This is a genomic window from Pantoea sp. B623 (assembly GCF_024814475.1).
GTDB lineage: Bacteria > Pseudomonadota > Gammaproteobacteria > Enterobacterales > Enterobacteriaceae > Pantoea > Pantoea ananatis.
In genome coordinates this window covers 1,321,660-1,348,482 of sequence record NZ_JANUXM010000004.1, presented here as the reverse complement: position 1 = coordinate 1,348,482, position 26,823 = coordinate 1,321,660, and the positions used below count along the sequence as shown (strand labels likewise).

Annotated in this window: 25 protein-coding genes; 10 read left to right on the top strand and 15 right to left on the bottom strand. The window is 54.5% G+C overall.

What is annotated here, in order from left to right:
• Positions 1–15 precede the first annotated feature (15 nt).
• Genes nusB through pgpA form a run of 3 tightly spaced genes read left to right on the top strand, consistent with a single transcriptional unit; the run spans position 16 to position 1,951 of the window.
• On the top strand, positions 16–435 hold the full coding sequence (gene nusB, locus NXS97_RS08230; protein WP_014593065.1) for a transcription antitermination factor NusB: 420 nt from the start codon (positions 16–18) through the stop codon (positions 433–435).
• A 54-nt stretch (positions 436–489) separates the two neighbouring features.
• Entirely contained in the window at positions 490–1,467 is a 978-nt protein-coding gene (gene thiL, locus NXS97_RS08225; RefSeq protein WP_014606449.1) for a thiamine-phosphate kinase, read from the top strand.
• Positions 1,454–1,951 carry a phosphatidylglycerophosphatase A gene (pgpA, locus tag NXS97_RS08220; protein WP_013024863.1) on the top strand — a complete coding sequence of 166 codons (498 nt, stop codon included), beginning with the start codon at positions 1,454–1,456 and terminating at the stop codon, positions 1,949–1,951. Before thiL ends, pgpA begins: the two co-directional genes overlap by 14 nt.
• A gap of 151 nt (positions 1,952–2,102) precedes the next feature.
• Here pgpA and NXS97_RS08215 read toward each other — a convergent pair whose 3' ends face one another.
• The 4 genes from NXS97_RS08215 to xseB all read right to left on the bottom strand — a co-directional run bounded on the left by NXS97_RS08215 (position 2,103) and on the right by xseB (position 6,181).
• Positions 2,103–3,077, bottom strand: a complete 975-nt coding sequence (locus tag NXS97_RS08215) for an aldo/keto reductase (RefSeq protein ID WP_019106644.1) — start codon at positions 3,075–3,077, stop codon at positions 2,103–2,105.
• A gap of 77 nt (positions 3,078–3,154) precedes the next feature.
• Positions 3,155–5,020 (bottom strand): 1-deoxy-D-xylulose-5-phosphate synthase, encoded by a 1,866-nt coding sequence (gene dxs, locus NXS97_RS08210; RefSeq protein ID WP_026021088.1) that lies wholly within the window; start codon positions 5,018–5,020, stop codon positions 3,155–3,157.
• A gap of 19 nt (positions 5,021–5,039) precedes the next feature.
• Entirely contained in the window at positions 5,040–5,939 is a 900-nt protein-coding gene (gene ispA / locus NXS97_RS08205; RefSeq protein ID WP_089517542.1) for a (2E,6E)-farnesyl diphosphate synthase, read from the bottom strand.
• On the bottom strand, positions 5,939–6,181 hold the full coding sequence (xseB, locus tag NXS97_RS08200; protein ID WP_013024868.1) for an exodeoxyribonuclease VII small subunit: 243 nt from the start codon (positions 6,179–6,181) through the stop codon (positions 5,939–5,941). The genes ispA and xseB overlap by 1 nt, the downstream gene beginning before the upstream one ends.
• Before the next feature lie 232 nt (positions 6,182–6,413).
• On the opposite strand from xseB, the gene thiI reads away from it, so the two are divergent.
• Complete coding sequence (gene thiI / locus NXS97_RS08195) at positions 6,414–7,862, top strand: tRNA uracil 4-sulfurtransferase ThiI (protein ID WP_013024869.1); 1,449 nt, start codon at positions 6,414–6,416, stop codon at positions 7,860–7,862.
• Between the two features lie 75 nt (positions 7,863–7,937).
• Here the strand turns inward: thiI and yajL are convergent, their stop codons facing one another.
• Complete coding sequence (yajL, locus tag NXS97_RS08190; protein WP_078829193.1) at positions 7,938–8,537, bottom strand: protein deglycase YajL; 600 nt, start codon at positions 8,535–8,537, stop codon at positions 7,938–7,940.
• Positions 8,491–9,411 (bottom strand): 2-dehydropantoate 2-reductase, encoded by a 921-nt coding sequence (gene panE / locus NXS97_RS08185; RefSeq protein ID WP_013024871.1) that lies wholly within the window; start codon positions 9,409–9,411, stop codon positions 8,491–8,493. The genes yajL and panE overlap by 47 nt, the downstream gene beginning before the upstream one ends.
• A 133-nt stretch (positions 9,412–9,544) precedes the next feature.
• Between panE and NXS97_RS08180 the strand changes: the two genes are divergently transcribed.
• Positions 9,545–10,036, top strand: a complete 492-nt coding sequence (locus tag NXS97_RS08180; protein WP_014606447.1) for a YajQ family cyclic di-GMP-binding protein — start codon at positions 9,545–9,547, stop codon at positions 10,034–10,036.
• Positions 10,037–10,038: 2 nt separating this feature from the next.
• Here the strand turns inward: NXS97_RS08180 and NXS97_RS08175 are convergent, their stop codons facing one another.
• Positions 10,039–11,814: a sigma-54-dependent Fis family transcriptional regulator gene (locus tag NXS97_RS08175; RefSeq protein ID WP_116219504.1), complete on the bottom strand. Its 1,776-nt coding sequence runs from the start codon at positions 11,812–11,814 to the stop codon at positions 10,039–10,041.
• Between the two features lie 264 nt (positions 11,815–12,078).
• Here NXS97_RS08175 and NXS97_RS08170 point away from each other — a divergent pair, with 264 nt between their 5' ends.
• Both NXS97_RS08170 and adhP read left to right on the top strand, forming a co-directional pair.
• Entirely contained in the window at positions 12,079–13,599 is a 1,521-nt protein-coding gene (locus tag NXS97_RS08170; protein ID WP_029568491.1) for an aldehyde dehydrogenase family protein, read from the top strand.
• 29 nt (positions 13,600–13,628) lie between these two features.
• Positions 13,629–14,669, top strand: a complete 1,041-nt coding sequence (gene adhP / locus NXS97_RS08165; protein WP_072404205.1) for an alcohol dehydrogenase AdhP — start codon at positions 13,629–13,631, stop codon at positions 14,667–14,669.
• A 134-nt stretch (positions 14,670–14,803) separates the two neighbouring features.
• Here the strand turns inward: adhP and NXS97_RS08160 are convergent, their stop codons facing one another.
• From NXS97_RS08160 to NXS97_RS08125, 8 genes are all read right to left on the bottom strand, one after another.
• Positions 14,804–16,168 carry an MFS transporter gene (locus NXS97_RS08160; RefSeq protein ID WP_015700837.1) on the bottom strand — a complete coding sequence of 455 codons (1,365 nt, stop codon included), beginning with the start codon at positions 16,166–16,168 and terminating at the stop codon, positions 14,804–14,806.
• 132 nt (positions 16,169–16,300) lie between these two features.
• Positions 16,301–17,188: a heme o synthase gene (cyoE, locus tag NXS97_RS08155; RefSeq protein WP_013024877.1), complete on the bottom strand. Its 888-nt coding sequence runs from the start codon at positions 17,186–17,188 to the stop codon at positions 16,301–16,303.
• Between the two features lie 12 nt (positions 17,189–17,200).
• Positions 17,201–17,530, bottom strand: coding sequence for a cytochrome o ubiquinol oxidase subunit IV (locus NXS97_RS08150; protein ID WP_013024878.1), 330 nt, complete (start codon positions 17,528–17,530; stop codon positions 17,201–17,203).
• The gene (locus tag NXS97_RS08145) at positions 17,530–18,144 is read right to left on the bottom strand and encodes a cytochrome o ubiquinol oxidase subunit III (protein WP_116219505.1); all 615 of its coding nucleotides are present in this window, start codon (positions 18,142–18,144) and stop codon (positions 17,530–17,532) included. The genes NXS97_RS08150 and NXS97_RS08145 overlap by 1 nt, the downstream gene beginning before the upstream one ends.
• Entirely contained in the window at positions 18,144–20,126 is a 1,983-nt protein-coding gene (gene cyoB / locus NXS97_RS08140) for a cytochrome o ubiquinol oxidase subunit I (protein WP_013024880.1), read from the bottom strand. The genes NXS97_RS08145 and cyoB overlap by 1 nt, the downstream gene beginning before the upstream one ends.
• A gap of 4 nt (positions 20,127–20,130) precedes the next feature.
• Positions 20,131–21,057, bottom strand: coding sequence for a cytochrome o ubiquinol oxidase subunit II (gene cyoA / locus NXS97_RS08135; RefSeq protein ID WP_014606444.1), 927 nt, complete (start codon positions 21,055–21,057; stop codon positions 20,131–20,133).
• A 433-nt stretch (positions 21,058–21,490) separates the two neighbouring features.
• Positions 21,491–22,978 (bottom strand): muropeptide MFS transporter AmpG, encoded by a 1,488-nt coding sequence (gene ampG, locus NXS97_RS08130; protein WP_116219506.1) that lies wholly within the window; start codon positions 22,976–22,978, stop codon positions 21,491–21,493.
• A 46-nt stretch (positions 22,979–23,024) separates the two neighbouring features.
• The gene (locus tag NXS97_RS08125) at positions 23,025–23,603 is read right to left on the bottom strand and encodes a lipoprotein (RefSeq protein ID WP_014606442.1); all 579 of its coding nucleotides are present in this window, start codon (positions 23,601–23,603) and stop codon (positions 23,025–23,027) included.
• Positions 23,604–23,866: 263 nt separating this feature from the next.
• Between NXS97_RS08125 and bolA the strand changes: the two genes are divergently transcribed.
• The 3 genes from bolA (at position 23,867) to clpP (ending at position 26,738) form a co-directional block, all read left to right on the top strand.
• On the top strand, positions 23,867–24,181 hold the full coding sequence (gene bolA / locus NXS97_RS08120; protein WP_013024884.1) for a transcriptional regulator BolA: 315 nt from the start codon (positions 23,867–23,869) through the stop codon (positions 24,179–24,181).
• A 294-nt stretch (positions 24,182–24,475) separates the two neighbouring features.
• Entirely contained in the window at positions 24,476–25,780 is a 1,305-nt protein-coding gene (gene tig / locus NXS97_RS08115) for a trigger factor (protein ID WP_014593078.1), read from the top strand.
• A gap of 334 nt (positions 25,781–26,114) precedes the next feature.
• Positions 26,115–26,738 (top strand): ATP-dependent Clp endopeptidase proteolytic subunit ClpP, encoded by a 624-nt coding sequence (gene clpP, locus NXS97_RS08110; protein WP_028723991.1) that lies wholly within the window; start codon positions 26,115–26,117, stop codon positions 26,736–26,738.
• The last annotated feature ends 85 nt before the right edge of the window (positions 26,739–26,823 follow it).

Genomic DNA, 26,823 nt, shown 5'->3' with positions numbered 1-26,823 from the left:
TGTAAGGGGAATTTTGTGAAACCTGCTGCTCGTCGTCGCGCCCGTGAGTGCGCTGTCCAGGCGCTTTACTCCTGGCAGTTGTCCAACAACGACATTGCCGATGTGGAATACCAGTTTCTGGCGGAACAAGACGTCAAAGACGTCGACATTACCTATTTCCGCGAACTGCTGTCCGGTGTGGCGACCAACAGCGCGTACCTGGATGGCCTGATGAAGCCGTATCTGTCGCGTCAGCTCGAAGAGCTGGGACAGGTTGAAAAAGCCATTCTGCGTATTTCGCTGTATGAATTGAGCAAGCGTTCTGATGTGCCCTATAAAGTGGCCATCAACGAAGGTATTGAGCTGGCGAAAGTGTTTGGTGCCGAAGACAGCCATAAATTTGTCAACGGTGTACTGGATAAAGCCGGTCCACAAATCAGACCCCAACGCAAATAATCAATAAGGCCGGCTTGCCGGCCTTTTTCATTAATGGTTAAGCGGAACGCAATTATGTCATGTGGTGAATTTGAACTCATCGCACGCTACTTCAATCGCAGAACGCGTAGCCGCCGTGATGTCGAACTCGGCATTGGCGACGATTGCGCGTTGCTTAGCGTGCCCGAAAAACAGACGCTGGCGGTCAGCACCGATACGCTGGTTTCCGGCGTCCATTTCCTGTCTTCCATCCATCCTGCGGATTTAGCGTATAAATCTCTGGCGGTAAACCTGAGCGATTTGGCCGCGATGGGAGCCGATCCTGCCTGGCTGACGCTGGCCATGACCTTGCCTGACGTGAATGAAACCTGGCTCAGCAGCTTTAGCGAAAGCCTGTTTGACCTGCTGGAATACTACGACATGCAGCTGGTGGGCGGCGATACCACGCGTGGCCCCCTCAGCCTCACGTTGGGGATTCATGGCTTGATTCCCCACGGCAAGGCGCTGAAACGCTCGGGCGCCAGGCCGGGTGACTGGATCTACGTGACCGGTACGCTGGGCGACAGCGCTGCCGGGCTGGCGTTATTACAGCATCACTGCCGCATTGACGATCCGGCGATACACGAAGCCCTGATCAAGCGCCACCTGCGCCCAATGCCGCGCATTTTACAGGGACAGTCGCTGCGTTCCCTGGCGTCATCCGCCATTGATTTATCGGATGGACTCATCTCCGATCTTGGCCATGTACTGAAAGCCAGCGGCTGTGGTGCACGGTTGAATCTGGATGCGCTGCCGCTCTCTTCTGCACTGCGTGAAAACTTTGATGCCGAACAGGTGCTGCGCTGGGCGCTCAGCGGCGGAGAAGATTACGAGCTGTGCTTTAGCGTGCCGGAAGTCAATCGTGGCGCGCTGGATGTGGCGCTGGGGCATCTTGGCGTGCCTTATACCTGCATTGGCCAGATGGCACCGGAGTCAGAAGGGCTGTCACTGCTGGAAAACGGTAAACCCACGGAATTCCGTCATAAAGGATTCGACCATTTTGACCTCAGATAAAACCCTCGCGAAAAGCCGCCTGCGCCTGCGCAATCCCTGGCATTTGCTGGCGACCGGCTTCGGCAGCGGCCTGAGCCCGTTTATGCCCGGAACGGTAGGATCGCTGGCCGCCATTCCGTTTTGGTGGCTCATGACCTTGCTCCCCCATGATCTCTACTCGCTGGTGGTCTTGCTGGGCATTAGTGTGGGCGTTTACCTTTGCCATCGCACCGCCAAGGATATGGGCGTGCATGACCACGGCAGCATTGTCTGGGATGAGTTTATCGGGATGTGGATTACCCTGATGGCGATTCCGGTCAACAGCTGGCAGTGGGTGGTGAGTGGTTTTGTTCTGTTCCGCGTGCTGGATATCTGGAAACCCTGGCCGATTCGCTGGTTCGATCGTAACGTGCATGGCGGTATGGGCATCATGGTAGATGATATTATCGCCGGTATTATCGCGGCGGCGATGCTGTACGCGACGGGCGTCTTTTTGGCCGCTTAAGCTTGCCAGACCGGGCCTTTACAGCGAAAAACCCCGCCTGTTCTCCCTCATTTCGTCGTTCAGCATGATGGCCGTTCCCCTGCGGGAACGGTCTGCCGCTTTGCCTGTCGGACAGCGCATAGCGCCGCATGCAAAACGCTTCACAACCCGCTTACTGATAACCCGTTGCCGGGTGCGGTTGATAGGCCTCTTCCAGATGGGCGATCTCGTCCCCGGTCAGTTCCACGTTGACGGCGTTAGCCAGCTCGGCGAACTGCCCGGCGCGCGAAGCACCGATGATTGGGGCGGTGACGGCGGGTTTGCTGAGTAACCATGCCAGCGCCACCTGCGCACGCGTCACGCCTTTGTCCGCCGCAACCTCTGCCAGGCGCTCGGCTATCATCGCGTCGTTCTCCTCGGTTGTGGCATAGAGCGAGGGAATGACGTCATCCGACACGGATCGTGCGGTGGTTTCTCCCCAGGGGCGGGTCAGTTTGCCGCGTGCCAGGGGGCTCCAGGGTAATACCGCAATGTTTTCCCGCAGACACAAAGGGTGCATCTCCCGCTCTTCTTCACGTTGGATCAGGTTGTACTGATCCTGCATGCTGACAAAGCGTGCCCAGCCCTGTTGGTCCTGCAGGGCTAAGGCCTGAGCAAACTGGTGGCTATGCATTGAGGAGGCACCAATGTAGCGCGCTTTACCAGACTTCACCACTGCGTCAAGGGCTTCCAGCGTCTCTTCCAGCGGGGTGTCATAGTCCCAGCGATGAATTTGCAGGAGATCGACATACTCCATATCCAGCCGTTGCAGGCTGTCGTCGATAGATTGCAGAATGTTCTGGCGAGATAAGCCCTGCGAGAGATTGCTCATGGGAAAGAAAACTTTGGTGGCAACGACCACCTCATCACGTCGGGCAAAATCTTTGAGCGCCCGGCCCACAATCTCCTCGCTACTGCCGTCAGAATAACTGTTCGCGGTATCAAAAAAATTGATCCCTGCTTCCAGCGCCTGCTGGATGAGCGGACGGCTGCTCTCTTCCGGGAGTGTCCAGGCGTGCTTGCCGCGATCGGGTTCTCCAAAGGTCATACAACCCAGGCAAAGCCGGGAAACCGTTAAGTCAGTGTTCGCTAATTGAATAGTTTTCATGAAGACTCCTGCTATGTCTAACCCAGGGGATTAAGCATAGCAGGAATGACGCGCTCCACAGTGCGCGGGCAGGGGACCTACTGCGCCAGCCAGCGGCTGATCTGCTGTTGAATACCGTCAATGTCCAGTTGGTAGTCGTGGCGCATTTCTTCCTGAGTACCAGGCGGAATAAACTCATCAGGCAGGCCGATATTCAGCACGGGCACGCCCAGGCGTTTAGCCATGACAAACTCATTCACGCCGCTGCCTGCGCCGCCTTTAATCGCGCCTTCTTCCAGCGTAATCAGGGACTCATGACTGGCCGCCAGTTCGGCGATCAGTGACGTATCCAGCGGTTTCACGAAGCGCATGTCCACAAGCGTTGCGTTCAGCGCTTCCGCCACCTTGCTCGCTTCCGGCAGCAGCGTACCGAAGTTGAGGATGGCCAGTTTTTCGCCCTGACGTTTTACCACGCCTTTACCCAGCGGCAGGCTTTGCAGCGGTGTCAGTGCAGCACCGGTACCGGTACCGCGCGGATAACGTACCGCGGCCGGGCCATCCTGATAGTGATAACCGGTATACAGCATCTGGCGACATTCATTCTCGTCGCTTGGCGTCATAATCACCATGTCCGGCACGCAGCGCAGATAGGCGAGATCGAACGCGCCCTGGTGTGTCTGCCCGTCAGCGCCGACGATGCCGCCGCGATCGATGGCAAACAACACCGGCAGTTTCTGAATTGCCACGTCGTGGATGACCTGATCGTAGGCGCGCTGCAGGAAGGTGGAGTAGATGGCCACCACCGGTTTGTAGCCCCCAATCGCCAGGCCAGCGGCGAAGGTCACCGCGTGCTGTTCGGCAATGGCAACGTCAAAATACTGGTTGGGGTATTTGCGAGAGAAACCGACCATGCCTGAACCTTCACGCATGGCAGGCGTAATCGCCATCAGCTTCGTATCGTGAGCGGCCATCTCACACAGCCAGTTGCCGAAAATTTTGGAGTAGCTCGGCAAACCTTCGGCGCTTTTTGGCAGCTCACCGCTGGCGACGTCAAATTTCGGCACAGCATGCCAGGTAATAGGATCCTGTTCTGCCGGCGCGTAGCCTTTGCCCTTTTTGGTCATAATATGCAGGAACTGTGGCCCTTTCAGGCTGCGCATATTACTCAGCGTATTTACCAGCGTCAGCACATCATGGCCGTCCACCGGGCCGATATAGTTAAAACCCAGCTCTTCAAACAGGGTTCCGGGCACGACCATGCCTTTCAGATGCTCTTCGGTACGCTTCACTAATTCTTTAATCGGCGGCAGGCCGGTCAGAACACGCTTGCCGCCTTCACGCAGACGCGCATAGGTTTTGCCCGAGAGGATCTGCGCCAGCCGGTTGTTCAGCGCCCCGACGTTCTCTGAAATCGACATTTCATTGTCATTCAGAATCACGAGCATATCCGATTTGATATCGCCTGCATGGTTCATGGCTTCAAACGCCATGCCCGCAGTAATGGCACCATCACCGATAACGCAGGCCGTGCGGCGGCCTTTGCCTTCACGTTCGGCCGCCGCAGCCATGCCCAGTCCGGCACTGATGGAGGTCGAAGAGTGGCCCACGCTCAGCACATCGTATTCACTCTCGCCGCGCCAGGGAAACGGATGCACACCGTTCTTTTGGCGAATAGAGCCAATGCGATCGCGGCGTCCCGTTAAAATTTTGTGCGGATAAGCCTGATGACCGACGTCCCACACCAGGTGATCGAACGGCGTGTTATAGACGTAATGCAGCGCCACGGTCAGCTCGACCACGCCCAGGCCCGACGCAAAATGGCCGCTTGAGCGGCTCACGCTGTCTAATAAATACTGGCGCAGCTCGTTGCAGAGCGCAGGCAATTTCTCTTTTGGCAGGGCTCGCAGCGCCTGAACCGTTTCTGCCTGCGCCAGTGTCGGGTATTTTGTAATATCAAAACTCATCAGTGACTCATCATGGAAGTTATTTATCGCGTTCAATTACGAAGCTCGCCAGCGCCTTCAAGGCTGTGGTGTTATAGGATTTGGCAGAGAGCATGTGCAAAGCATCGACGGCTTCCTGATATAAATCCAGTGCCTTAGTGCGGGCATCATCCAGACCCATCAGTGAAGGATAGGTGCTTTTTCCAAGATCTTGATCGGCACCCTGGCGTTTTCCGATGACAGCTGTGTCACCCGTCACATCCAGGATGTCATCCTGCACCTGAAAAGCCAGACCGATAGCGTCTGCATAGCGATCAAGATACGGAAGCGCCTCGCGGCCTTTTTCGCCAGCGGCAAACGCGCCAAGCCGAACGGCCGCGCGGATCAACGCACCGGTTTTATGACGATGAATTTGTTCAAGTTGAGCAAGCCCCACCGACTGACCTTCCGCCGCCAGATCCAGTGCCTGACCGCCGCACATCCCCGCGACGCCGCTGGCTTTTGCCAGTTCTGACAACATGGCCAGCCGATATTCCGCGCTCACGCCCGGCATGGGCTGGTCGGCAAGGATAGAAAATGCCAGCGTTTGCAGCGCATCGCCTGCAAGGATGGCGGTATCTTCACCATATTTAATATGGCAGGTCGGTTGCCCACGACGCAGAGCGTCATCGTCCATGGCAGGAAGATCGTCATGAATCAGTGAATAGGCATGAATACACTCAACTGCTGCAGCGGGCGCATCCAGACTCGCTTTGTCGGCGTGAAGCATCTCGCCGGTGGCGTAGACCAGAAACGGGCGCAGGCGTTTGCCGCCTAATAATGCCCCATACTTCATGGCATTCACCAGAGGAGAACTCTGAAAAGGCAGGGCGTCTAATAAGCCCGTCAACGCACGATTCACCTGCCTGTGATAAGCGTCGAGCAGTTCAGGAAAATCCATTAGTTGTTTTCCGGCGTAAAAGAGGAGAGGTCGGCGTCTTTATCATCGCTGAGTAAAATACGAACGCGCTGCTCGGCCTGTTGCAGCGTCTGTTGGCCATTGCGTGCCAGCTGCACGCCGCGCTCAAATTCATTGAGGGCCTCTTCCAACGGCAGTTCACCACTTTCCAGACGACTGACAATCTGTTCCAGCTGCTGCAATGACGTTTCAAAGCTGGCTGGCTGTTCGGCTTTTTTCGGCATAGTTAGGATCGACTCACGGTTGGAACGTTATCATGCAATCGGTCATGGTAGCTGAGAGAGAATGATTAGCAAAATAATCAATGTGCATGCTGTTGCAGAAGCAGTCACCAGGTAAAGGTGATATACTTCCGCGCCTCGGATGCGGATGCGCCTGGCAGCCCGCAATTTTATGATCTTACCAGCTAAGTGCAGCCTGTTTTAGCACTTATTTGCCCAACGAAGCTGTATCGCCATGAAGTTTATCGTCAAGTTATTTCCCGAAATCACCATCAAGAGTCAGTCGGTGCGCCTGCGCTTTATTAAGATTCTTGCCAGCAATATTCGCAACGTGCTTAAAACCGTCAGCGACGAGATCGCGGTCGTCCGTTACTGGGATCATATTGAAGTGCGCTGCAAAGATGAAGCCATGCGCACGGTTATTCCTGATGAGCTCATGCGCATTCCCGGTATCCACCATGTCCTTGCGGTGGAAGAGCGTGAATATACCGATATTCATCATATTTTTGAGCAGACGCTGGCGCAGTACCGCGATGCTCTTGAAAACAAAACGTTTTGCGTGCGTGTTAAGCGCCGGGGCAAACACAGCTTTAGTTCGCAGGATGTGGAACGCTACGTCGGCGGTGGTCTGAATCAGCACATCGAGAGCGCCACGGTGCAGCTTAAAAAGCCAGAGGTGACGGTCAATCTCGAAGTGGAAGAGAACCGCTTAACGCTGGTGACCGCGCGCTATGAGGGGCTGGGCGGTTTCCCGATTGGCACGCAGGAAGATGTGCTGTCGCTAATCTCGGGCGGCTTTGACTCTGGCGTGTCGAGCTACATGCTGATGCGTCGCGGCTGCCGGGTGCATTACTGCTTCTTTAATCTTGGCGGTGCCGCACACGAAATCGGCGTGCGTCAGGTGGCGCATTATATCTGGAACCGTTTCGGTCGTTCGCATCGGGTCCGTTTTGTCGCGATAAACTTCGAACCGGTCGTGGGCGAAATTTTAGAAAAAGTCGACGATGGCCAGATGGGCGTGGTACTGAAGCGCATGATGGTTCGCGCCGCGTCGATGGTCGCTGAACGCTATGGCGTTCAGGCGCTGGTGACCGGTGAAGCGCTTGGACAGGTTTCCAGTCAGACCCTGACCAACCTGCGTTTGATCGACAATGCATCGGACACGCTGATTCTGCGTCCGCTGATCTCCCATGATAAAGAGCACATCATCAAGGTCGCGCGTGAGATCGGCACCGAAGATTTTGCCAGTACCATGCCGGAATATTGCGGTGTGATTTCCAAAAGCCCAACCGTCAAAGCGGTGAAGGGCAAAATCGACGCTGAAGAAAGCCATTTTGACTTCTCGATTCTGGAACGCATGGTGGCCGAAGCGACCAACGTGGATATCCGCGAAATTGCCGAGCAAACGCAGGACGAAGTGGTCGAGGTTGAAACGGTCGGCTTGCTGAACGAAAACGACAGCGTACTGGATATCCGTTCGGTGGATGAGCAGGAAGACAAACCGCTTGAGTTGGTGGGAACAGAGGTGAAGTCGATGCCTTTCTACAAACTCAGCACCCAGTTTGGCGACCTCGATCAGAATAAAACCTGGCTGTTGTACTGCGATCGCGGCGTGATGAGTAAACTTCAGGCGCTGTATCTGCATGAGCAGGGCTTTAAAAACGTCAAAGTTTACCGCCCTTAAAAGGCACGCTGTGCCCGCGCACCCGACCGGGAAGCGGGCACAGTGCTACCTGTACCGCTTTTCAGACGCCAAATCTTAACTGGCCTGGTAATCGTAAATGCCGGGTGCCATTACCAGTTGAGCGGCAACCTCCCGCGCTTTATCACTGCCGACTAACAGATCGATTAACTTCAGCGCAAAATCCATTGCGGTGCCCGGCCCCTGGCTGGTTAACAGATTGACGCGCGGATCCCACACCACGCGCCGCTCCATCCATTTATCATCCGGTATGGTGGATTTCAAACCGGGGAAACCCGTCATGTTTCCCACGGGAAACAGGTTATGTGGCACCAGTACCGTGCCAGGCGCGGCGCAGATGGCGGCAACAATACGCCCGGTCAGATGAAACTGCCGCACGGTTTCCACCAGCAGTGGACTGTCGCGAAACGTCTCGGCGCCTTTCAATCCGCCGGGCAGTACAATGGCATCGTAGGCGTTATCCGCGACCTCGACCAGCGGGATATCGGCCAGCAGGCGGACCCCGCGCGAGCAGAGGATTTCACGGCTGCCGTCGCTTTCCACGCTGGCGGTAACCGTTTTTATCCCGCCACGTACCAGCAGATCCAGCGTGGTGACCGCTTCGATTTCTTCACTGCCATGAGCCAGACAGACCAGTACTGAGGCGTTCGCGCCCATAAAAAGACTCCTTGCGTTTAATCATGTCATACAGGCGCGTGTTTTCTGTCAACACGAAGCCGTGGGTGCGTGCCCGGCGCAGCAGGAAACCGGTGATGTATTCAATCTCCGTCAGCCGCTGTGCGCGAATATCCTGCAGCATTGACGACGTATTCGCCGCCGTCGTTTCTATCACATCGAATACCTGATCCTGCAGACTCTGGCTGTCAACGGACTGGCCTTCTCGTTCCATCACCCAACTGATTTCATCGCACAGGGTTTGTATTTCACGGCTGTACTGGCGGAGCGCGCCGTTTTGACAATCGTGCTCCACGCTCAGCGGGTTTATTACGCAGTTAACCGCCAGTTTGCGCCAGCAGGCGGCCCGGATATTGTCATGCCAGGCGACGTCGGGCAGTGCATCATGTAGAACGTCGGCAATCGCGCTCCAGCCTTCGCTTTTACGGTTGCCGGGGCCAATATGCGTGACGCCGCTGGCGACATGTTTAATCACCGTTCCGTCCCGCATGGCGGCGTGCGTGGTAATGCCGCGCAACAGCGGCTGTCGCAGGCCCTTTAATTCCCCCAGCGTCCCCATTCCGTTATGCAGCAGCAGCACGGGACAGTTTTCCGCCATCACGCTCTCCAGATTTTTAACGGCTGTCGAAACCTGGGGGGCTTTCAGCGTGACCAGCAGCAGCTGACTCTGGGCCAGAAACAGCGGATCGTTGGCAATAAAGGTCCGGTTCGAGACGCGACCCAGAGGATCAATCACGTTGGCTGAACAGTAGGGCTGGGGAACACGCAGCCATCCCTGTACATCATGTCCAGAATGGGCAAGGGCGGTAAGCCAGACCTGGCCTAGCGCGCCGCATCCTAATACGGTTATTTTCATGCTGCCTCCCGCTCGCGGGCGTATTATTTATGCGCTGTGACAATGGGTTAAGTATAGCGCTGCACAGCGTGATTTTATTTAGTGGCCTAAGACGCGTATTATGCATGCCAGTTTAGCCTCAGGAGAAGAAGAGATGCCATCTTTCGATATCGTTTCAGAAGTCGACATGCAGGAAGTTCGCAATGCGGTAGATAACGCTAACCGCGAACTGTCCACCCGTTTCGATTTTCGTAACGTCACCGCCAGTTACGAACTCAATGAAAAAAATGAAACCATTAAAGTCATCAGTGAATCTGACTTTCAGGTAAAGCAACTGGTCGATATTCTGCGTGAAAAAATGCTTAAGCGCGGCATTGAAGGCGCGGCCCTGGACGTGCCGGAAGAAATTGAGCACAGCGGCAAGAGCTGGAGCCTGGATGCCAAAATGAAAAAAGGCATTGAAGCCGATGTGGCGAAGAAGCTGGTGAAGTTGATCAAAGACAGCAAGCTGAAAGTGCAGACCCAGATTCAGGGTGAATCCCTGCGCGTCACTGGTAAGTCACGTGACGATCTGCAGGGGGCGATGGCGCTGGTGCGCGGGGGAAATCTGGGCCAGCCATTCCAGTTTAAAAACTTCCGCGATTAAGCTCACTTCTCGCGTGCAGCGCGGCGATACAGCGTGCTGCGCGCAACGCCGAGCGCCTGCGCCGTTTTGCTGATGTTGCCGTTAAACTGCTGCAACGTCGCTTTTATCAGACGATCGTCATGCTGCTGGCGCGCGGGTGATGCCGCGGCGTTGCCGCTGCGGTACTCCTCAGGTAAATGCGTGATCTCCACGCTATCGCCATCTTCCGCCAGCGCCAGCAAGACTTTCATCAGGCTGCGTAGCTGGCGCACGTTGCCCGGCCAGGAATAGCGCGTTAATGTCGCCAGCACTTCGGAAGACAAGCCGATCTGACGCGCGCCGCCGCCCAGCGCGTCCCAGAGTTGCGTGATAAACGCCGGAAGAGAAGACCAGTCACGCAGCGGCGGGATCGTGAATGAAAATTCCTGCAGCCGGTACAGGAGATCCTCGCGGAAGTCGCCCTGTGAGACGCGTTGCGCCAGATCCCGATGTGTCGCGCTGATCACGGCCAGGTTAACCGGCCAGCTCTGACTGGATCCCAGCGGCGCGACCTCTTTTTCCTGTAGCACGCGTAAGAGCCGGGTTTGCAGCGCCAGTGGCATATCTCCGATCTCATCCAGAAACAGGACGCCGCCATCGGCCTCACGGATTTTACCGATGTAGCCATTTTTGCTGGCACCGGTAAATGCCCCCGGCTGGTAGCCAAAGAGTTCAGATTCGATCAAGGATTCCGGAATCGCGGCGCAGTTAATCGCCACAAATTTTCCTTCCCGCCAGCGGCTTTGCTGATGTAACGCGCGGCTGACGTACTCTTTTCCGCTGCCGGTTTCCCCGCGAATGCACAATGAAACGCCGGCATTCAGCAGCCGCACCATTTTATCTCCCTCATGTTGCAGTGAGAAAGGCAGCGGACGCGCAGGGCCTGCTGCTACGCTGAATCGGGTTCGGGTGGGCGCACGCAGACGAAAATAATAAGGCTGGGGTCCGATCATCACCGGCGTTGGCAGTGCGGTGGCCCGCAGATCGCCGTGAGGAAACAGCTGCTGAAATGTGATGACGCCAAGCTGTTCGGCGTGCAGGTCAAGTTCACGCAGGGCCAGCCGATTTGCGGCAGTCAGCACGTTGTCTGAAAACACCAGCAGCAGCTCATCCGGGCTGTCTAGCCGGTGTGCGTCGCTGTGCAGGCTCATTAGCCATTGTTGGGGATGCAGGCTCTGCTTAACCCACAGATACTCAATGTGCCGTGCCGCCTGTTTGACCCAGGCAAACGTATGGGCATGGGAAAAATGCGCAGGGCCGGAGACATCCAGTACCCCCGCAATCTGCCCGTTGGGCATTTGCAGCGGCATGGCGGCACAGTAAAGCCCCTGGTTGCGGGTCAGGAAGTGTTGATTACCCTCGATTTCACAACCGTCGTCTATCGCCAGCGCCGTACCAATGGCGTTGGTGCCACGGCCACATTCGCTCCAGATGTTGCCGGGGGCAAGGGCGAAACGCTGTGCTTTTTGCATCGCCTGCATCTCGCCAAAGGTGTGCAGCACCCGGCCTGCCGCGTCAGACAGAATGACCACCGACTGCATCTGCGTCACCTTCTGGGCCAGCTTGTGCATGATGGGCTGAGCAAACTGCTGGAGGTCAGTATTACTGGCCACCAGCTCTGTCAGCTCGGCCTGACGTACGCGAGGAAAATCATCGGCCGAACGATCCAGTCCGTAGAGCTGGCTGCGTAGCCAGGAATCACTCAGCAGGGGGTTGTTATCGATAGCGGGCAATAGGGCATCGGAAACCTTGTGCTGCATGAATGACCTCGTGGGCTCGGAAAAGTGTAGCGGGATTGTAGCGTTTTGGTTTTAGCGGTGTTGCGATTTGCAACACAAAGCGGGATCAAAGCCGGTTAGTCCTCAACGCATGCCTGTGAGATTACTATTCAGGTGATTGATTTTTATCTGGATTTTCAGCGCGCAAGGGAAGTTGGCACAGGACCTGCAAACGTCAGGTGACAGCGCGCTATCCGTTAAAAATCAACATGCCGCTGCCTGTCTACCCTACAGAAGGAGTTTGCGATGCGTTATGCCCATCCCGGCACACCTGGTGCGTTAGTGACGTTTAAATCTGCCTACGGCAACTACATTGATGGCAAATTTATCGAGCCGCTGAGTGGTGAGTACTTCATGAATACCTCACCCGTCAACGGCAGTGACATTGCCCGGTTTCCTCGTTCCGATGCGCGCGATATTGATTTAGCGCTGGATGCCGCGCACCGGGCTGCAGAAGCCTGGGGAAAAACCTCCGTACAAACCCGATCTAATCTGCTGCTCCAGGTGGCTGATCGCATTGATGCCAATCTCGAAACCCTGGCCGTGGCGGAAAGCTGGGACAACGGCAAACCGATTCGGGAAACGCTCAATGCCGATCTGCCGCTGGCGGCCGACCATTTTCGTTACTTCGCAGGATGCCTGCGCGCGCAGGAGGGCAGCACGGGCGAGATCGATGAAAAAACCGTGGCCTACCATTTTCATGAGCCGCTGGGCGTGGTGGGGCAAATTATTCCCTGGAATTTTCCGTTGCTGATGGCCGCATGGAAGCTGGCGCCGGCCCTGGCTGCCGGTAACTGCGTGGTGCTTAAGCCTGCGGAGCAAACTCCGCTGGGCATTACGCTGCTGATGGAGATGATCGGCGACCTGTTTCCTGCAGGCGTGCTAAACGTGGTACAGGGTTTCGGCCGCGAGGCGGGCGAAGCGTTGGCAACCAGTAAACGCATTGCCAAAATCGCCTTCACCGGTTCTACGCCGGTGGGACGTCATATCATGGCCTGTGCCGCAGAAAATATTATTCCCTGTACCGTGGAGCTGGGCGGGAAATCGCCGAACATCTACTTCGCCGACATCATGAATGGCGAGCCGGACTTTATTGACAAGGCTGTGGAAGGGCTGGTGCTGGGCTTCTTTAATCAGGGCGAGGTGTGTACCTGTCCGTCCCGTGCGCTAATCCATGAGTCCGTTTACGCGCCTTTCATGGCGCGGGTGATGGCCAAAGTCGCCACCATTCGTCGCGGCGATCCGCTCGATACCGACACGATGATTGGCGCCCAGGCTTCGCGTCAGCAGTTCGATAAAATTTTGTCGTATATCGAGATTGCCCGCAACGAAGGGGGCGAGATCCTGACCGGGGGTGAGCGGGCCTTGATATCGTCCGAACTGGATAACGGTTTCTATATTCAGCCCACGCTGATTAAAGGCAGCAATAGCATGCGCTGCTTTCAGGAGGAAATCTTTGGCCCGGTTATCGGCATCACCACCTTCAAAGATGAGGCTGAAGCCTTGCGTATTGCCAATGAAACCCAGTTTGGATTGGGGGCGGGCGTCTGGACGCGGGACAGCAATTTAGCCTACCGCATGGGGCGCGCCATCAAAGCCGGGCGCGTCTGGACCAACTGTTACCACATCTACCCGGCCCATGCTGCCTTTGGGGGTTACAAACAGTCCGGCGTGGGTCGCGAAACACACAAAATGGCACTCAACCAGTACCAGCAGACCAAAAACCTGTTAGTCAGCTATGACACGGCACCGCTGGGGCTGTTTTAAGTCCGTAACCTATCCCTGGAGCGTAAATCATGACGATGACAATCAACACGATGATGAAGGCAGCAGTTGTTAAAGCGTTCGGCGAACCCTTGGTGATTGAGCAGGTGCCCGTACCCCAGCCTGGGTCGGGGCAGATTCTGGTAAAAATCGCGGCAACCGGCGTGTGTCACACCGATCTGCATGCGGCAGAGGGCGACTGGCCGGTGAAGCCGGTTCCGCCTTTTATCCCGGGACATGAGGGCGTAGGGCAGGTGGTCGCGGTGGGGGATAACGTACATCACCTGAAGGTGGGCGATCGGGTCGGCGTGCCCTGGCTCTACTCCGCCTGCGGTCACTGCGAGCACTGTCTCGATAACTGGGAAACGCTGTGCCACAGTCAGCAAAATACCGGCTATTCGGTTAACGGCAGTTTTGCCGAATACTGCGTGGCGGACGCCAACTATGTCGGCATCATCCCCGAAAACCTCGCATTCAACGAGGTGGCACCGGTGCTCTGTGCGGGCGTGACGGTCTACAAAGGGTTAAAAATGACCGACACCAAACCCGGTGACTGGGTGGTGATTTCCGGCATAGGTGGGTTAGGGCACATGGCTATACAGTATGCCGTCGCGATGGGGCTGAACGTGGCGGCTGTCGATATCGATGACGATAAGCTGGCCTTTGCCCAGCGCCTGGGCGCCAGCGTGGTGGCGAATGCCAGAAACGTCGATCCGGCCAGGGTGTTTCATGAGCACTTTGGCGGCGCGCACGGCGTGCTGGTCACTGCGGTGTCGCCTAAAGCCTTTGAGCAGGCGATCGGCACGTTACGTCGTGGGGGCACCATGGTGCTAAACGGCTTGCCGCCTGGCAAATTCGATCTGTCTATTTTCGATATGGTGCTGGACGGCATTACGGTGCGGGGTTCTATCGTCGGAACGCGTAAGGATTTACAGGAGGCGCTGGATTTTGCCAGCCGTCATAAAGTGAAAGCCAGCGTGGCGATTGAACCGCTCAGCAATATTAACGATATCTTTGCCCGGATGCATGCAGGCAAGATTGAAGGCCGTATTGTGGTGGATATGTCGTTGTAAACCACCCTCAATCGCCGGATGAAAAAAAGGTGCCTGAAGCAGGGCACCTTTTTCACGTGGTTTGTGGCGACATGTCTGACACGAACTGACTTAACCTTTCGCCACGATCGCGCGCAGTTAAGCGCCGCTCGCGACTAGCAGCTGCCGATCAGCGCTTCCAGCTCAGGCCGGCTGGTGACCTTACTGTCTATCTTGATGTAGGCGCTTTTCTCTTCCGGCACAATCAGCACCGATGAAACGCCGGGCTGTGCTTTCAGGCGTTTTTCCAGAGTGGGCACGGCCAGCGCGGCATCGCTCAGCACCAGACGCAGGCTGCTTACATAAGGCGGTTCCTGCATGGTCATGCTGACAAACAGCCAGGCTGCGGCCACAATCGCCCCGACCATAAACACGGTTTGTGCATCGAAATGACCAAACAGCCAACCGCCCAGGCTCCCCCCAATGGCGACGCCCAGAAACTGACTGGTGGAATAAAGTCCCATAGCGGTGCCTTTATAGCCAGCGGGTGACTCCTTACTCACCAGCGATGGCAGAATCGCTTCCATCAGGTTAAAGGCCAGGAAGAACAGCTGTACGCCAACAACCAGCGTCCAGAAATGCCCCTGGGCGCCCCATAAGACGATTTCGGCGATGACCATCATGCCTACGCAGCCGACAAAGACCCGCTTCATCTTACGCTTCACTTCGGCGTAGATGATAAAGGGCACCACACCGGCAAACGCAATCAGCATGGTGATCAGATAGACCTTCCAGTGTTCTGACGGCGGCAGGCCAGCCTGTTCAAACTGGTCGGGCAGGGCGATAAAGCTCGACATCAGCAAGATATGTAAAAAGAAGATGCCCAGGTTCAGTTTGATCAATCGGGGATTGGCCAGCACTTTACTGAAGCTGCCGCGTACCATCCCTGATTCACGATTTAGCACGTGATGAGAAGAGGAGGGGACAACCCATAACGTAATCGCTATGCCCAGTGAAGCAAGCATCGCGATCATCCAGAACAGCGCGTTCAGGCCCAGCTTGTGGGTGATGATGGGGCCTAAGACCATTGCGATAGCAAAGGTCACGCCAAAGCTGATACCGATAAACGCCATCGCTTTAGTGCGGTTTTGTTCACGGGTTAAATCGGACAGCAGCGCCATGACCGCGGCAGCAATTGCACCGGAGCCCTGCAGCGCACGCCCCAGAATAATGCCCCAGATTGAATCGGTGCTGGCCGCAATGACGCTGCCAAGGACGAAGACCAGCAGGCCGCCGACGATCAGCGGCTTGCGTCCGATGCGATCGGACAGCAGGCCAAAGGGGATCTGGAAAATAGCCTGAGCCAGACCGTAGATGCCGATTGCCACGCCGATTAAGGTTTCACTCGCTCCCTGAAGTGCCATGCCATAGGTGGTCAACACCGGCAGGACCATAAACATTCCCAGCATGCGCAGGGAAAAGACCGTGCCAAGGCCCCATGTGGCGCGCAGCTCCACCGGAGTCATTTTGTTATCGTTCATTCCAACCTCTGTTGATGTGCTGCATTTATTTTAGGTAGGGAGAGCGGGCGGGTAAAACAATAGTTCTTAAGCAGTCGTAACAAAAAGAAAGGGCGCGAAAATCGCGCCCGTTTCATGCTGTTGCAGTACACATCAGCGCACGTAGGTCAGCAGGTCTTTCGATGCTGGCGTCATAAAGTCAACCGACATCATGACGCTCAGGGCCGTGATAGCCACAATCGAGAAAACGAACAGCTTACGCGCCCAAACCCGATCGTTTGAGGTTTTGTAGCCTGACAGCGCCATTCCCAGCCACCACACGCTAACGGCAGACGCAACGACCAGATATTTGTAGCCTGCGTAGCCACCCAGCGTCAGCATCAGCGTGGCAATCATAAACGCCAGGATATAGAGCGTAATATGATTCTTCGCCACCGAGATACCTTTCACCACCGGTAACACCGGGATGTTGGCTGCCTGGTAATCTTTAAAGCGGAAGATGGCAATCGCATAGGAGTGCGGCATCTGCCACAGGCTAAAGATAGCCAGCAGGATTAAGGCACCGGCATCAAACTCGTTGGTCACGGCGCAGTAGCCAATGACCGGCGGCGCAGCACCGGACAGGCTGCCAATCAGCGTACCGTAGACAGAGTGACGCTTCATATACAGGCTGTAAACGCCAACGTATACCACGAAGCCCATCACCGCCAGCCACATGGCCAGCGGATTAGCACCAAAATACAGCAGTGCAAAGCCAGCAATACCCAGCACAGTGGCGTAAACCAGGCTAACTTTCGCGGAGATAAGGCCTTTAACCAGCACCCGATTCCTGGTTCTCTCCATCTTGATATCGATGTCGCGGTCGATCACGTTGTTGAAAACACAACCTGAGGCAACCACCAGTGACACGCCAACCAGCGAGGTGAGAAACAGGGCGTAATCAATGCTGCCCTTAGAGGCCAGCAAAAATCCGCCAATCACAGAAATTAAATTCCCGAAAATAATTCCTGGCTTTGTAACTTGCAGGTATTGCTTAAACATTACACAGACTCTTTAGTGGGGCATCATGTTGTAGTTGAGGTTCCACATGATCCACAGTGAGCCAACGACAACAATCAGGATAATGATTGCTGAGAAGACAATGGCCACCATGTTCCAGCCACCTTCAGACTTGCTGTCCAGGTGCAGGAAGTAAACCAGGTGAACCAGCACCTGAACCACTGCACAGACCAGCACAACGCCGAGGATGGTTCCATGAGAAGCGCTACCATCCATTACCATCCAGAACGGGATTCCCGTCAGGATGATAGAAAGGATGAAGCCGATCATGTAAGACTTCACGCTACCGTGTGATGCACCATGTTCGTTAACAGAATGACTCATTACATGGCTCCCATCAGATAAACTACGGTGAACACGCAAATCCAGACCACGTCCAGGAAGTGCCAGAACAGGCTCAGACACATGATACGCGTACGGTTGGTGGCGTTCAGACCGCGTTTAGCGATCTGGAACATCAGCACGGCCATCCAGATTAAACCAGAGGTAACGTGCAGACCGTGAGTACCGACCAGCGTGAAGAAGCCAGACAGGAAGCCGCTGCGGTCAGGACCGAAGCCCTCAACAATCAGATGATGGAATTCATAGATTTCCATCCCGATGAATCCAGCACCAAACAGGAAGGTCAACGCCAGCCAGCCGATAACGGCGCCTTTGTTTTCCTTGTTCATGGCGATAACGGCCATGCCGTAGGTGATAGAGCTCAATAACAGCAGCGCGGTTTCAACCAGCACGAACGGCAGTTCAAAGATATCTTTGCCTGCCGGACCACCGGCGGTGCTGTTAACCATAACTGCATAAGTCGCAAACAGGGTTGCGAAGATAATGCAGTCACTCATCAGGTAGATCCAGAAGCCAAAGACTTTATTGGCTCCTGCATCGTGATGCCCATGCTCCGCATGGGCCTCGTGGTGGTGTTTTACGGTTTCAGTTGACATTATTTCAGACCTGCTTTGCTGATTTCGTCAAAGTGCTGCTTTTCAATCTTCTCTACTTCGGCAACCGGAACGTAGTAATCCACGTCTTCGTCGAAGCTCTTCACGATCCAGCTTACGATCATGCCGAGGAAAGAAAGACCAGCCAGCCACCAGATATGCCAGATCATCGCAAAACCGAAGATGGTCGCAAACGCGGCAATAACAATCGCAGCACCGCTGTTTTTCGGCATATGAATTTCTTCATATTTAGCCGGTTGCTTGTACGCTTCGCCTTTCTCTTTCATTTCCCAGAAAGCGTCACGCTCATGCACATGCGGGATAACAGCAAAGTTATAGAACGGCGGTGGTGAAGAGGTTGCCCACTCCAGCGTACGCGCGCCCCATGGGTCACCGGTCAGATCGCGGTTCTGGTCGCGGTCACGCACAGAAACGTAGAACATAATGATCTGGCAAAGGATACCGCAGGCAATCAGTGCCGCACCGCCTGCCGCTACCACTAACAGCGAGTGGAACTGCGGGTCGATGTCCTGGCTCAGACGACGGGTCATGCCCATAAAGCCCAGTACGTACAGCGGCATAAAGGCAACGAAGAAACCGATAATCCAGAACCAGAAGGCGCGCTTGCCCCAGGTTTCGTTCAGCGTAAAGCCGAACGCTTTCGGGAACCAGTAAGTCACACCGGCCATACAACCGAACACCACACCACCGATAATCACGTTATGGAAGTGAGCAATCAGGAACAGACTGTTGTGCAGGACGAAGTCCGCACCTGGCACCGCCAGCAGAACACCGGTCATACCACCGACAGAGAAGGTGACCAGGAAGCCTACGGTCCACAGCATCGCAGAGTGCATCTGAATGCGGCCCTGGTACATGGTAAACAGCCAGTTAAAGATTTTAACCCCGGTAGGAATGGCGATAATCATCGTCATGATACCGAAGAAGGCGTTGACGTTCGCGCCCGCACCCATGGTGAAGAAGTGGTGCAGCCAAACGATGAACGACAACACGGTGATGGCGATGGTTGCCCATACCAGCGAGGTGTAACCGAACAGACGCTTTTTCGAGAAGGTCGCAGTGACTTCAGAGAAGACACCAAAGACCGGCAGAACAAGAATGTACACCTCTGGATGACCCCAAACCCAGATCAGGTTGACGTACATCATCATGTTACCGCCCATATCATTGGTAAAGAAATGGAAGCCGAGGTAACGATCAAGTGTCAACAGTGCCAGCGTAACGGTCAGAACCGGGAACGCAGCGATGATCAGGACGTTGGTGCACAGTGATGCCCAGGTAAATACTGGCATTTTGAACAGGTCCATGCCCGGTGCACGCATCTTCAGAATGGTAACGAAGAAGTTAATACCGGTCAGCGTGGTACCAATACCGGAAAGCTGGAGACTCCAGATCCAGTAATCAACCCCCACGCCAGGACTGTACTCTGCCCCCGACAGCGGTGGATAGGCCAGCCAGCCTGTTTGTGCGAATTCACCGACACCCAGAGACAGGTTAACCAGGATTACACCAATCGCGGTAAACCAGAAGCTCAGGTTGTTCAGGAACGGGAAGGCAACGTCACGTGCACCAATTTGCAAAGGTACCGCGATGTTCATCAGGCCCACAACGAACGGCATCGCCACGAAGAAGATCATGATCACGCCGTGCGCGGTGAAGATCTGGTCGTAGTGATGCGGCGGCAGTATGCCTGCTTCCCCGGCCGAAGCCAGAACCTGCTGGGTACGCATCATTACCGCATCGGCAAAGCCGCGCAGCAGCATGACGAAGGCCATGATGATATACATGATACCCAGTTTTTTGTGGTCGATGGAGGTGAACCATTCTGACCACAGATATTTCCACTTACCGAAATAAGTGATGGCGGCGACAAGCGCCAGACCTGCGATGATGATACCGGCGACCGTGACCATGACAATCGGCTCATGGAACGGTATAGCATCCAGTGTTAATTTTCCGAACATCGTATTATTCCTCGGCTCCCGCGGTAGCGGTGTGACTCATGTCCATGCCTTTATGCTCAGGCATGTCCATCTTCCCGTGGCTATGCATGAACTTGTTGATGACCTGCAAGAACAGTTCAGGATTAGCAGAAGAGAAATATTCCACCGGGTGATTTTCGCTTGGTACCGCTACTTTTTCGAAATCATCCATCGTTGTCAGCGTGTTAGGTGCCGCTTTAACTTTGGCAACCCACTGCTGGAACTCCGCGTCGTCTTTGGTGGCAATGGCTTTAAACTTCATACCAGAGAAACCGCGACCACTGAAGTTGGCGGAAATACCGTCGAAAGTTCCTGGCTCGTTGGCAATCAGATGCAGTTTAGTCTGCATGCCTGCCATCGCGTAGATCTGGCTACCGAGCGTAGGAATAAAGAAGGAGTTCATAACGGAATTAGAGGTGATTTTGAAGTTAACCGGTGTATTCGCCGGGAAAGCGATCTGGTTAACGGTCGCAATACCTTGTTCTGGATAAATGAACAGCCATTTCCAGTCCAGGGCAATCACATCAATTTCAACCGGTTTCACGTCTGACACCAGCGGTTTGCTCGGCTCCAGGGCGTGGGTTGATTTCCAGGTCAGCACACCAAGGAAAACAATGATCAGGATCGGAATGGTCCAGACCACGGCTTCCACTTTGTTAGAGTGTGACCAGTTAGGGCTGTATTTGGCATTCGTGTTTGAAGCCCGATATTTCCAGGCAAACACGATGGCCATCAAGACTGCAGGTATCACGACGATCATCATCAGACCAAAAGCGGTCAGGATCAGCGAACGTTGCTCCAGCGCAATCTGTCCTTTGGGATTTAACAATGCATTATCGCAGCCACTCATTAATAAAGTGCCTGCGATTAATGACAAAATCCCCAAACTTTTATTGTATTTACTGAGTCTCATTTAACGACCTCAATGACAAAGGGCTCTATTGTCGTTTAAGTGTGCGCGCATTTTACGGGAAGGTTTATGCAGTGTAAACCAGCTTAAGGATGTGTCAGAACCATGTTGACACCTTTTGCTAAGGGTGTCACAGATGTTGTTCTCGGTGACAAATTATTAACGTGGACAAGCAGTTGGCGGCAATATAACAAAAAGAGATGGATACAGGGTTAAACAAAAGTGGTAAAGGAATAACCCTGACTTTAATCACCCAATTATTTAACAATGTTGCATCATTTATTCGATTATTTTTAACCAAATTAATTGCGCACCGGTTTTAAATATCAGGGGGGAATCCCCCCGGTGAGTGAAATAATTTTTTGTAAATTGACACGCAAAGACAAATTAGGCGCGCTTAATCGACTGTACGAAATTGCGGCGAAATCACGAGCCGTTATCGGATAACGGCGGAGTCCTCTGCTTTCTGCAGCGCACGATAATCCAGCACCACACCGAATAGTACACCACAAAGCGCCAGCGTCATACCGGCCTCAAACAAGGGAATCAGCACGGCCGACAGGCGAGTCAGGCCCGCGGCGTCCAGCGCCAGCGCAAGCAGCCATAAAGCCAGCAATCCACAGCCGCCGGCAAACAGGCGGTTTGTCCAGCGGTAGCCCGATGCAAAGCGGGTACGCGGCAAAAACTGCCCGGTTTTTTGTGTGAAATCCAGCGTGCTGCGACAAAATGCTAACAGCGCCAGGCCGGGTAGGCCAGCCAGTACGGTAAAGGCATAAAAGGTTGGCCAGCCCCACCATTCCACTAAAAAACCCGCCACAGGGCCGACGTAAACGCGGCCGACCGCTGATAACGCGGACAGCAGCGCGAACTGCGTGGCGGAAAAGGATTTATTACACAGCGTCATCAGTAGCGCGACGAAAGCCGCCGTGCCCATTCCGCCACACAGGTTTTCGATAAACACCGCGCTCGCCATGCTCCACAGATGTTTGTCGGTGACGGCCAGTAGCCAATAGCCAAAATTGGATACCGCCTGCAACAGGCCAAAAATCATCAGGGCGCGAAACAGGCTCAGGCGCTGCATCAGCACGCCACCATAGAGCGCCCCGATAATGGTGGCCAGCAGGCCAAGCGTCTTATTCACCAGGCCAACATCGCCCGGATTGAAGCCCACGCCACGGATTAAAAACGTGGTGGTGAGCGAGGCGGCAAACGCATCGCCCAGCTTGTAAAGAATGATCAGGGTAATCAGCAGCCAGGCGTTGTTGCGGTTAAAAAAGTCCCGCAGCGGATCAACCACCGCCTGACGTAATGAGCGGGGCGCGGACTGGCGGTCATCCGGCTCGTCAGCCATAAACGTTGCTACGATGCAGGGCACCAGTAGCAGCGCCATCAGCCAGTAAGTTGCTCGCCAGCCGAGGTAGCGATCGGCCAGCCATAACGCCAGACCTCCCGATATCAGCATGGCCAGCCGATAACCGAGAACCGTAATGGCCGCACCGCTTCCGCGCTCTTCCGGCGGCAACACGTCCGTTTTCCACGCATCAAATACAATATCCTGTGACGCAGAACAGAACGCGATTAACACCGCCAGCGCCGCCATCAGGGTCAAATCCCGGCTGGGCTGCATGAACCCCATCGTGATGATGCTGGCCACTAGCGCCAGTTGGGTGAGCAGCAACCATCCTTTGCGGCGACCAAGAAAAGGTGGCGTGTAGCGATCCATCATGGGTGACCAGAGAAACTTAAATACGTAGGCCTGGCCAACCAGCGAAAAGAAACCAATGGTTTTCAGATCGATATTATCCACGGTCATCCACGCCTGTAACGTTCCACCCGTTAATGCCAGTGGCAACCCGGATGCAAATCCCAGCAGGAGTAAAACAGCGGCATTTTTTTGACGGAAGACGCGGAAGTAGTGATTCATACTGACCTTGAGAAGGGCCCGGCGTCATGCCGGGCAGGGGACAAAATTAGCGGGCGTTCTGCTTGATAAATTCGTTGACGCTGGTGTCCTGCGCCATATCCGCAATCACGTCGCTCAGCGTTGAGTTAACCGCATTGGTGATTTTCTGGTTACTTGCGCTGAATGCACCTTCTACGCTGTAGGTCTGACGGTAGTTTTTGATCTGCTTATTGCCGTTTTTCGCGGTAGCAATAATAGAAATGTCCGCCTTGGTCGTAATGCTGTAACGCACGTCGCCCTGGGTGACGTCGGCATACAGATTATTAACAATGATTTGCAGATCCACTGCGCCATTAGGCCCTACCATATAGCCGCGTGCGGTCATCTGTTTTTCCAGCACTTCCTGCAGTAAGAAACGCAGGTCGCGTGAAGGGGTCAGACTGACCAGTTGGCCATCACGGTTCACTTTTGCCAGCGCCTGATCGCGGCGCTGGTCTGCGCCGTTAATGCTGACGGTGATGCCCATCAGGCTGGGATCGCGCTGCGGCAGCTGAATCTTGGGTTGGATTGTCAGTGTGTTGTTGCTGGAAGCACAGCCGGCCAGAATAAAGGCAGCCAGCAGTGGGAATAACAGTTTTTTCAACATACGCTTTCTCGTTAGTGTCATGGGTTGGTGTGCAAAAACTGCGGCCATCATAGCAAAGCGGTGCAGTGAATAAAGCCCCCTGCTAGAGGTAAAGTGAGCGCTGCGGCTTTCCGCCCCCGCTTTCTGGCATAAACAGCAGGCTGATAAGGCGCGCGATACGGCCAGCGGAATGATAATATTCCGCCCGTCACCGCGTAGAGTGGCCGAAAACCAACTAATATTTAAACAGATGGGGCACAGCGCTCGCCATTGAGGGTAAAACCATGATTCGAGAACAGATAGAAGAGAAGCTGCGCCTGGCTTTTGAGCCGGCTCATCTGGAGGTCCACGATGAAAGCTACCGACACAACGTGCCTGCCGGTTCGGAAAGTCACTTTAAAGTCGTGATCGTCAGTGACCGTTTTACCGGCCAGCGTTTCCTGGCGCGCCATCGCGCAATTTACAGCGAACTCAGCGCGGAGCTGGCGGGAAGCGTCCATGCCCTTGCGTTGCACACTTACACCTTGAAAGAGTGGGAAGGATTGCAGGATACGGTACTGGCTTCACCTCACTGCCGGGGCGCCGGAACGCTAGCCTGATTGCCCGCGTTTTAAACGGCCTTCGGGCCGTTTTTTGCGTTTAAGGGTGGCTAAACGCGATCTGTGGCTCAAAAAAACAGCAAACTCCCTGAAAAGTGGTGACTTAGCATCCTCGACTCATCTCAGCGATACCGCTATAATGCTGCGTCTATTTTTCCGGAATGTCTTCGGGACGCTTCTGGTAACAGGGATCAGGTTCTCTTCACGGAAGCCGTCCCGGTTGTTGGATACGGCGCATTAACCAATGTGTGGTGTCTGAAGTTGACCGAGCACGTGATTTTTTGAGGTAACAAGATGCAAGTTTCTGTAGAAACCACTCAGGGCCTGGGCCGTCGCATTACGATTACTGTCGCTTCTGACAGCATCGAGAGCGCCGTTAAAAAAGAACTGGTGGATGTGGCGAAGAAAGTCCGTATCGATGGTTTCCGTAAAGGCAAAGTGCCAATGAACATCGTGGCACAGCGCTATGGTGCTTCTGTGCGCCAGGACGTGCTGGGCGATCTGATGACGCGTAACTTTGTTGACGCCATCATTAAAGAGAAAATTAATCCGGCTGGCGCACCGAACTACGTGCCAGGCGAATACACCGAAGGTCAGGACTTTACCTATGCGGTAGAATTCGAAGTGTATCCAGAAGTTGAGCTGAAAGGCCTGGAAAACATCGAAGTCGAGAAGCCACAGGTTCAGGTGACTGACGCGGATGTGGATACCATGCTGGAAACCCTGCGTAAGCAGCAGGCTAACTGGATTGAAACCGATGCAGCAGCCGGCGCAGAAGACCGCGCGACTATCGATTTCACCGGTTCTGTTGACGGTGAAGAATTCGAAGGCGGCAAAGCCTCTGATTTCGTTCTGGCGATGGGCCAGGGCCGCATGATCCCAGGTTTTGAAGAGGGCGTTGTCGGTCATAAAGCAGGCGAAACCTTCACTATCGACGTGAAATTCCCTGATGACTACCATGCGGAAAACCTGAAAGGGAAAGACGCGAAGTTCGAGATCGTGTTGAAGAAAGTTGAAACGCGTGAACTGCCAGAACTGACTGAAGAATTCATTAAACGTTTCGGCGTGGAAGAGGGTTCAGTTGACGGTCTGCGTGCCGAAGTGCGCAAGAACATGGAACGTGAGCTGAAAGGCGCTATTCGTAACCGCGTGAAAACCCAGGCTATCGACGGTCTGGTTGACGCAAACCCAATTGACGTGCCAGCTGCGCTGATCGACAGCGAAATCGACGTTCTGCGTCGTCAGGCTGCACAGCGCTTTGGTGGTGACGAGAAGCAGGCGCTGGAACTGCCACGTGAGCTGTTCGAAGAGCAGGCAAAACGTCGCGTTGTTGTCGGTCTGCTGCTGGGCGAAGTGATCCGCACCCATGAGCTGAAAGCTGACGAAGACCGCGTGAAAGTGCTGATCGAAGAGATGGCTTCTGCCTACGAAGATCCGCAGGAAGTGATCGAGTTCTACAGCAAGAATAACGAGCTGATGAACAACATGCGCAACGTTGCGCTGGAAGAGCAGGCTGTTGAAGCCGTGCTGGCGAAAGCGAAGGTTTCTGAGAAAGAAACTAACTTCCAGGAACTGATGAATCAGACCGCTCAGGCCTAATCATCTTTTTAACCGGTTGTGCTAAAGCCCGCGCCTGAAAAGTCGCGGGCTTTTTTCTGTATTACGCTTGCTGCCAGTCGGTTTGTCGCTATTTGGCTAATTTTTAGGCAAATTGTTCACGCATCGCTTTTTCCTGGTTAGCGATTGATGAAAAGGTTGTTATGCTTGAAACAACTGAGCAGCATCCCAAGATACAGGGAGTATGCAAAAACAGTTCGGCTGACTGATTAACCGTCCTGAAGTTGTCGGTAAGAGGCAGAGCATAGTTTTTGTCGCTCGTCTTACGTAAAATCGGTACAGAATGTTGCCAACGAAATTTATCCAGGAGACGGTAATGTCATACAGTGGCGATCGTGAGTTTATTGCACCGCACAATGCGTTGGTGCCAATGGTGGTCGAGCAAACCTCGCGCGGCGAGCGTTCATACGACATCTATTCCCGTCTGCTTAAAGAACGCGTAATCTTCCTTACCGGTCAGGTGGAAGATCACATGGCTAACCTGATTGTGGCCCAGATGCTGTTTCTGGAAGCAGAGAATCCGGAAAAAGATATTTACCTTTATATCAACTCACCGGGTGGCGTGATTACTGCCGGGATGTCAATTTATGACACCATGAAGTTTATCAAGCCGGACGTCAGTACCATTTGTATGGGCCAGGCCTGTTCAATGGGGGCTTTCCTGTTGACTGCCGGGACGAAGGGCAAGCGTTTCTGCCTGCCAAACTCACGCGTGATGATTCACCAACCGCTGGGTGGCTATCAGGGACAGGCAACTGACATTGAGATCCACGCGCGCGAAATCCTGAAGGTGAAGCAGCGCATGAACGAACTGATGGCGGAGCACACCGGCAAGTCACTGGAAGAAATTGAGCGTGACACCGAGCGTGACCGTTTCCTCTCCGCCAGCGAAGCGGTAGAGTATGGATTGGTCGATTCCATCCTGACGCATCGCCAATAAGCCCTAACTTCGCCTTGTCTCTGGTCTATAGTTAACAGGACAAGGTGATAATGGGTTGAATGAACATCGGCCGTGTACCCACGGC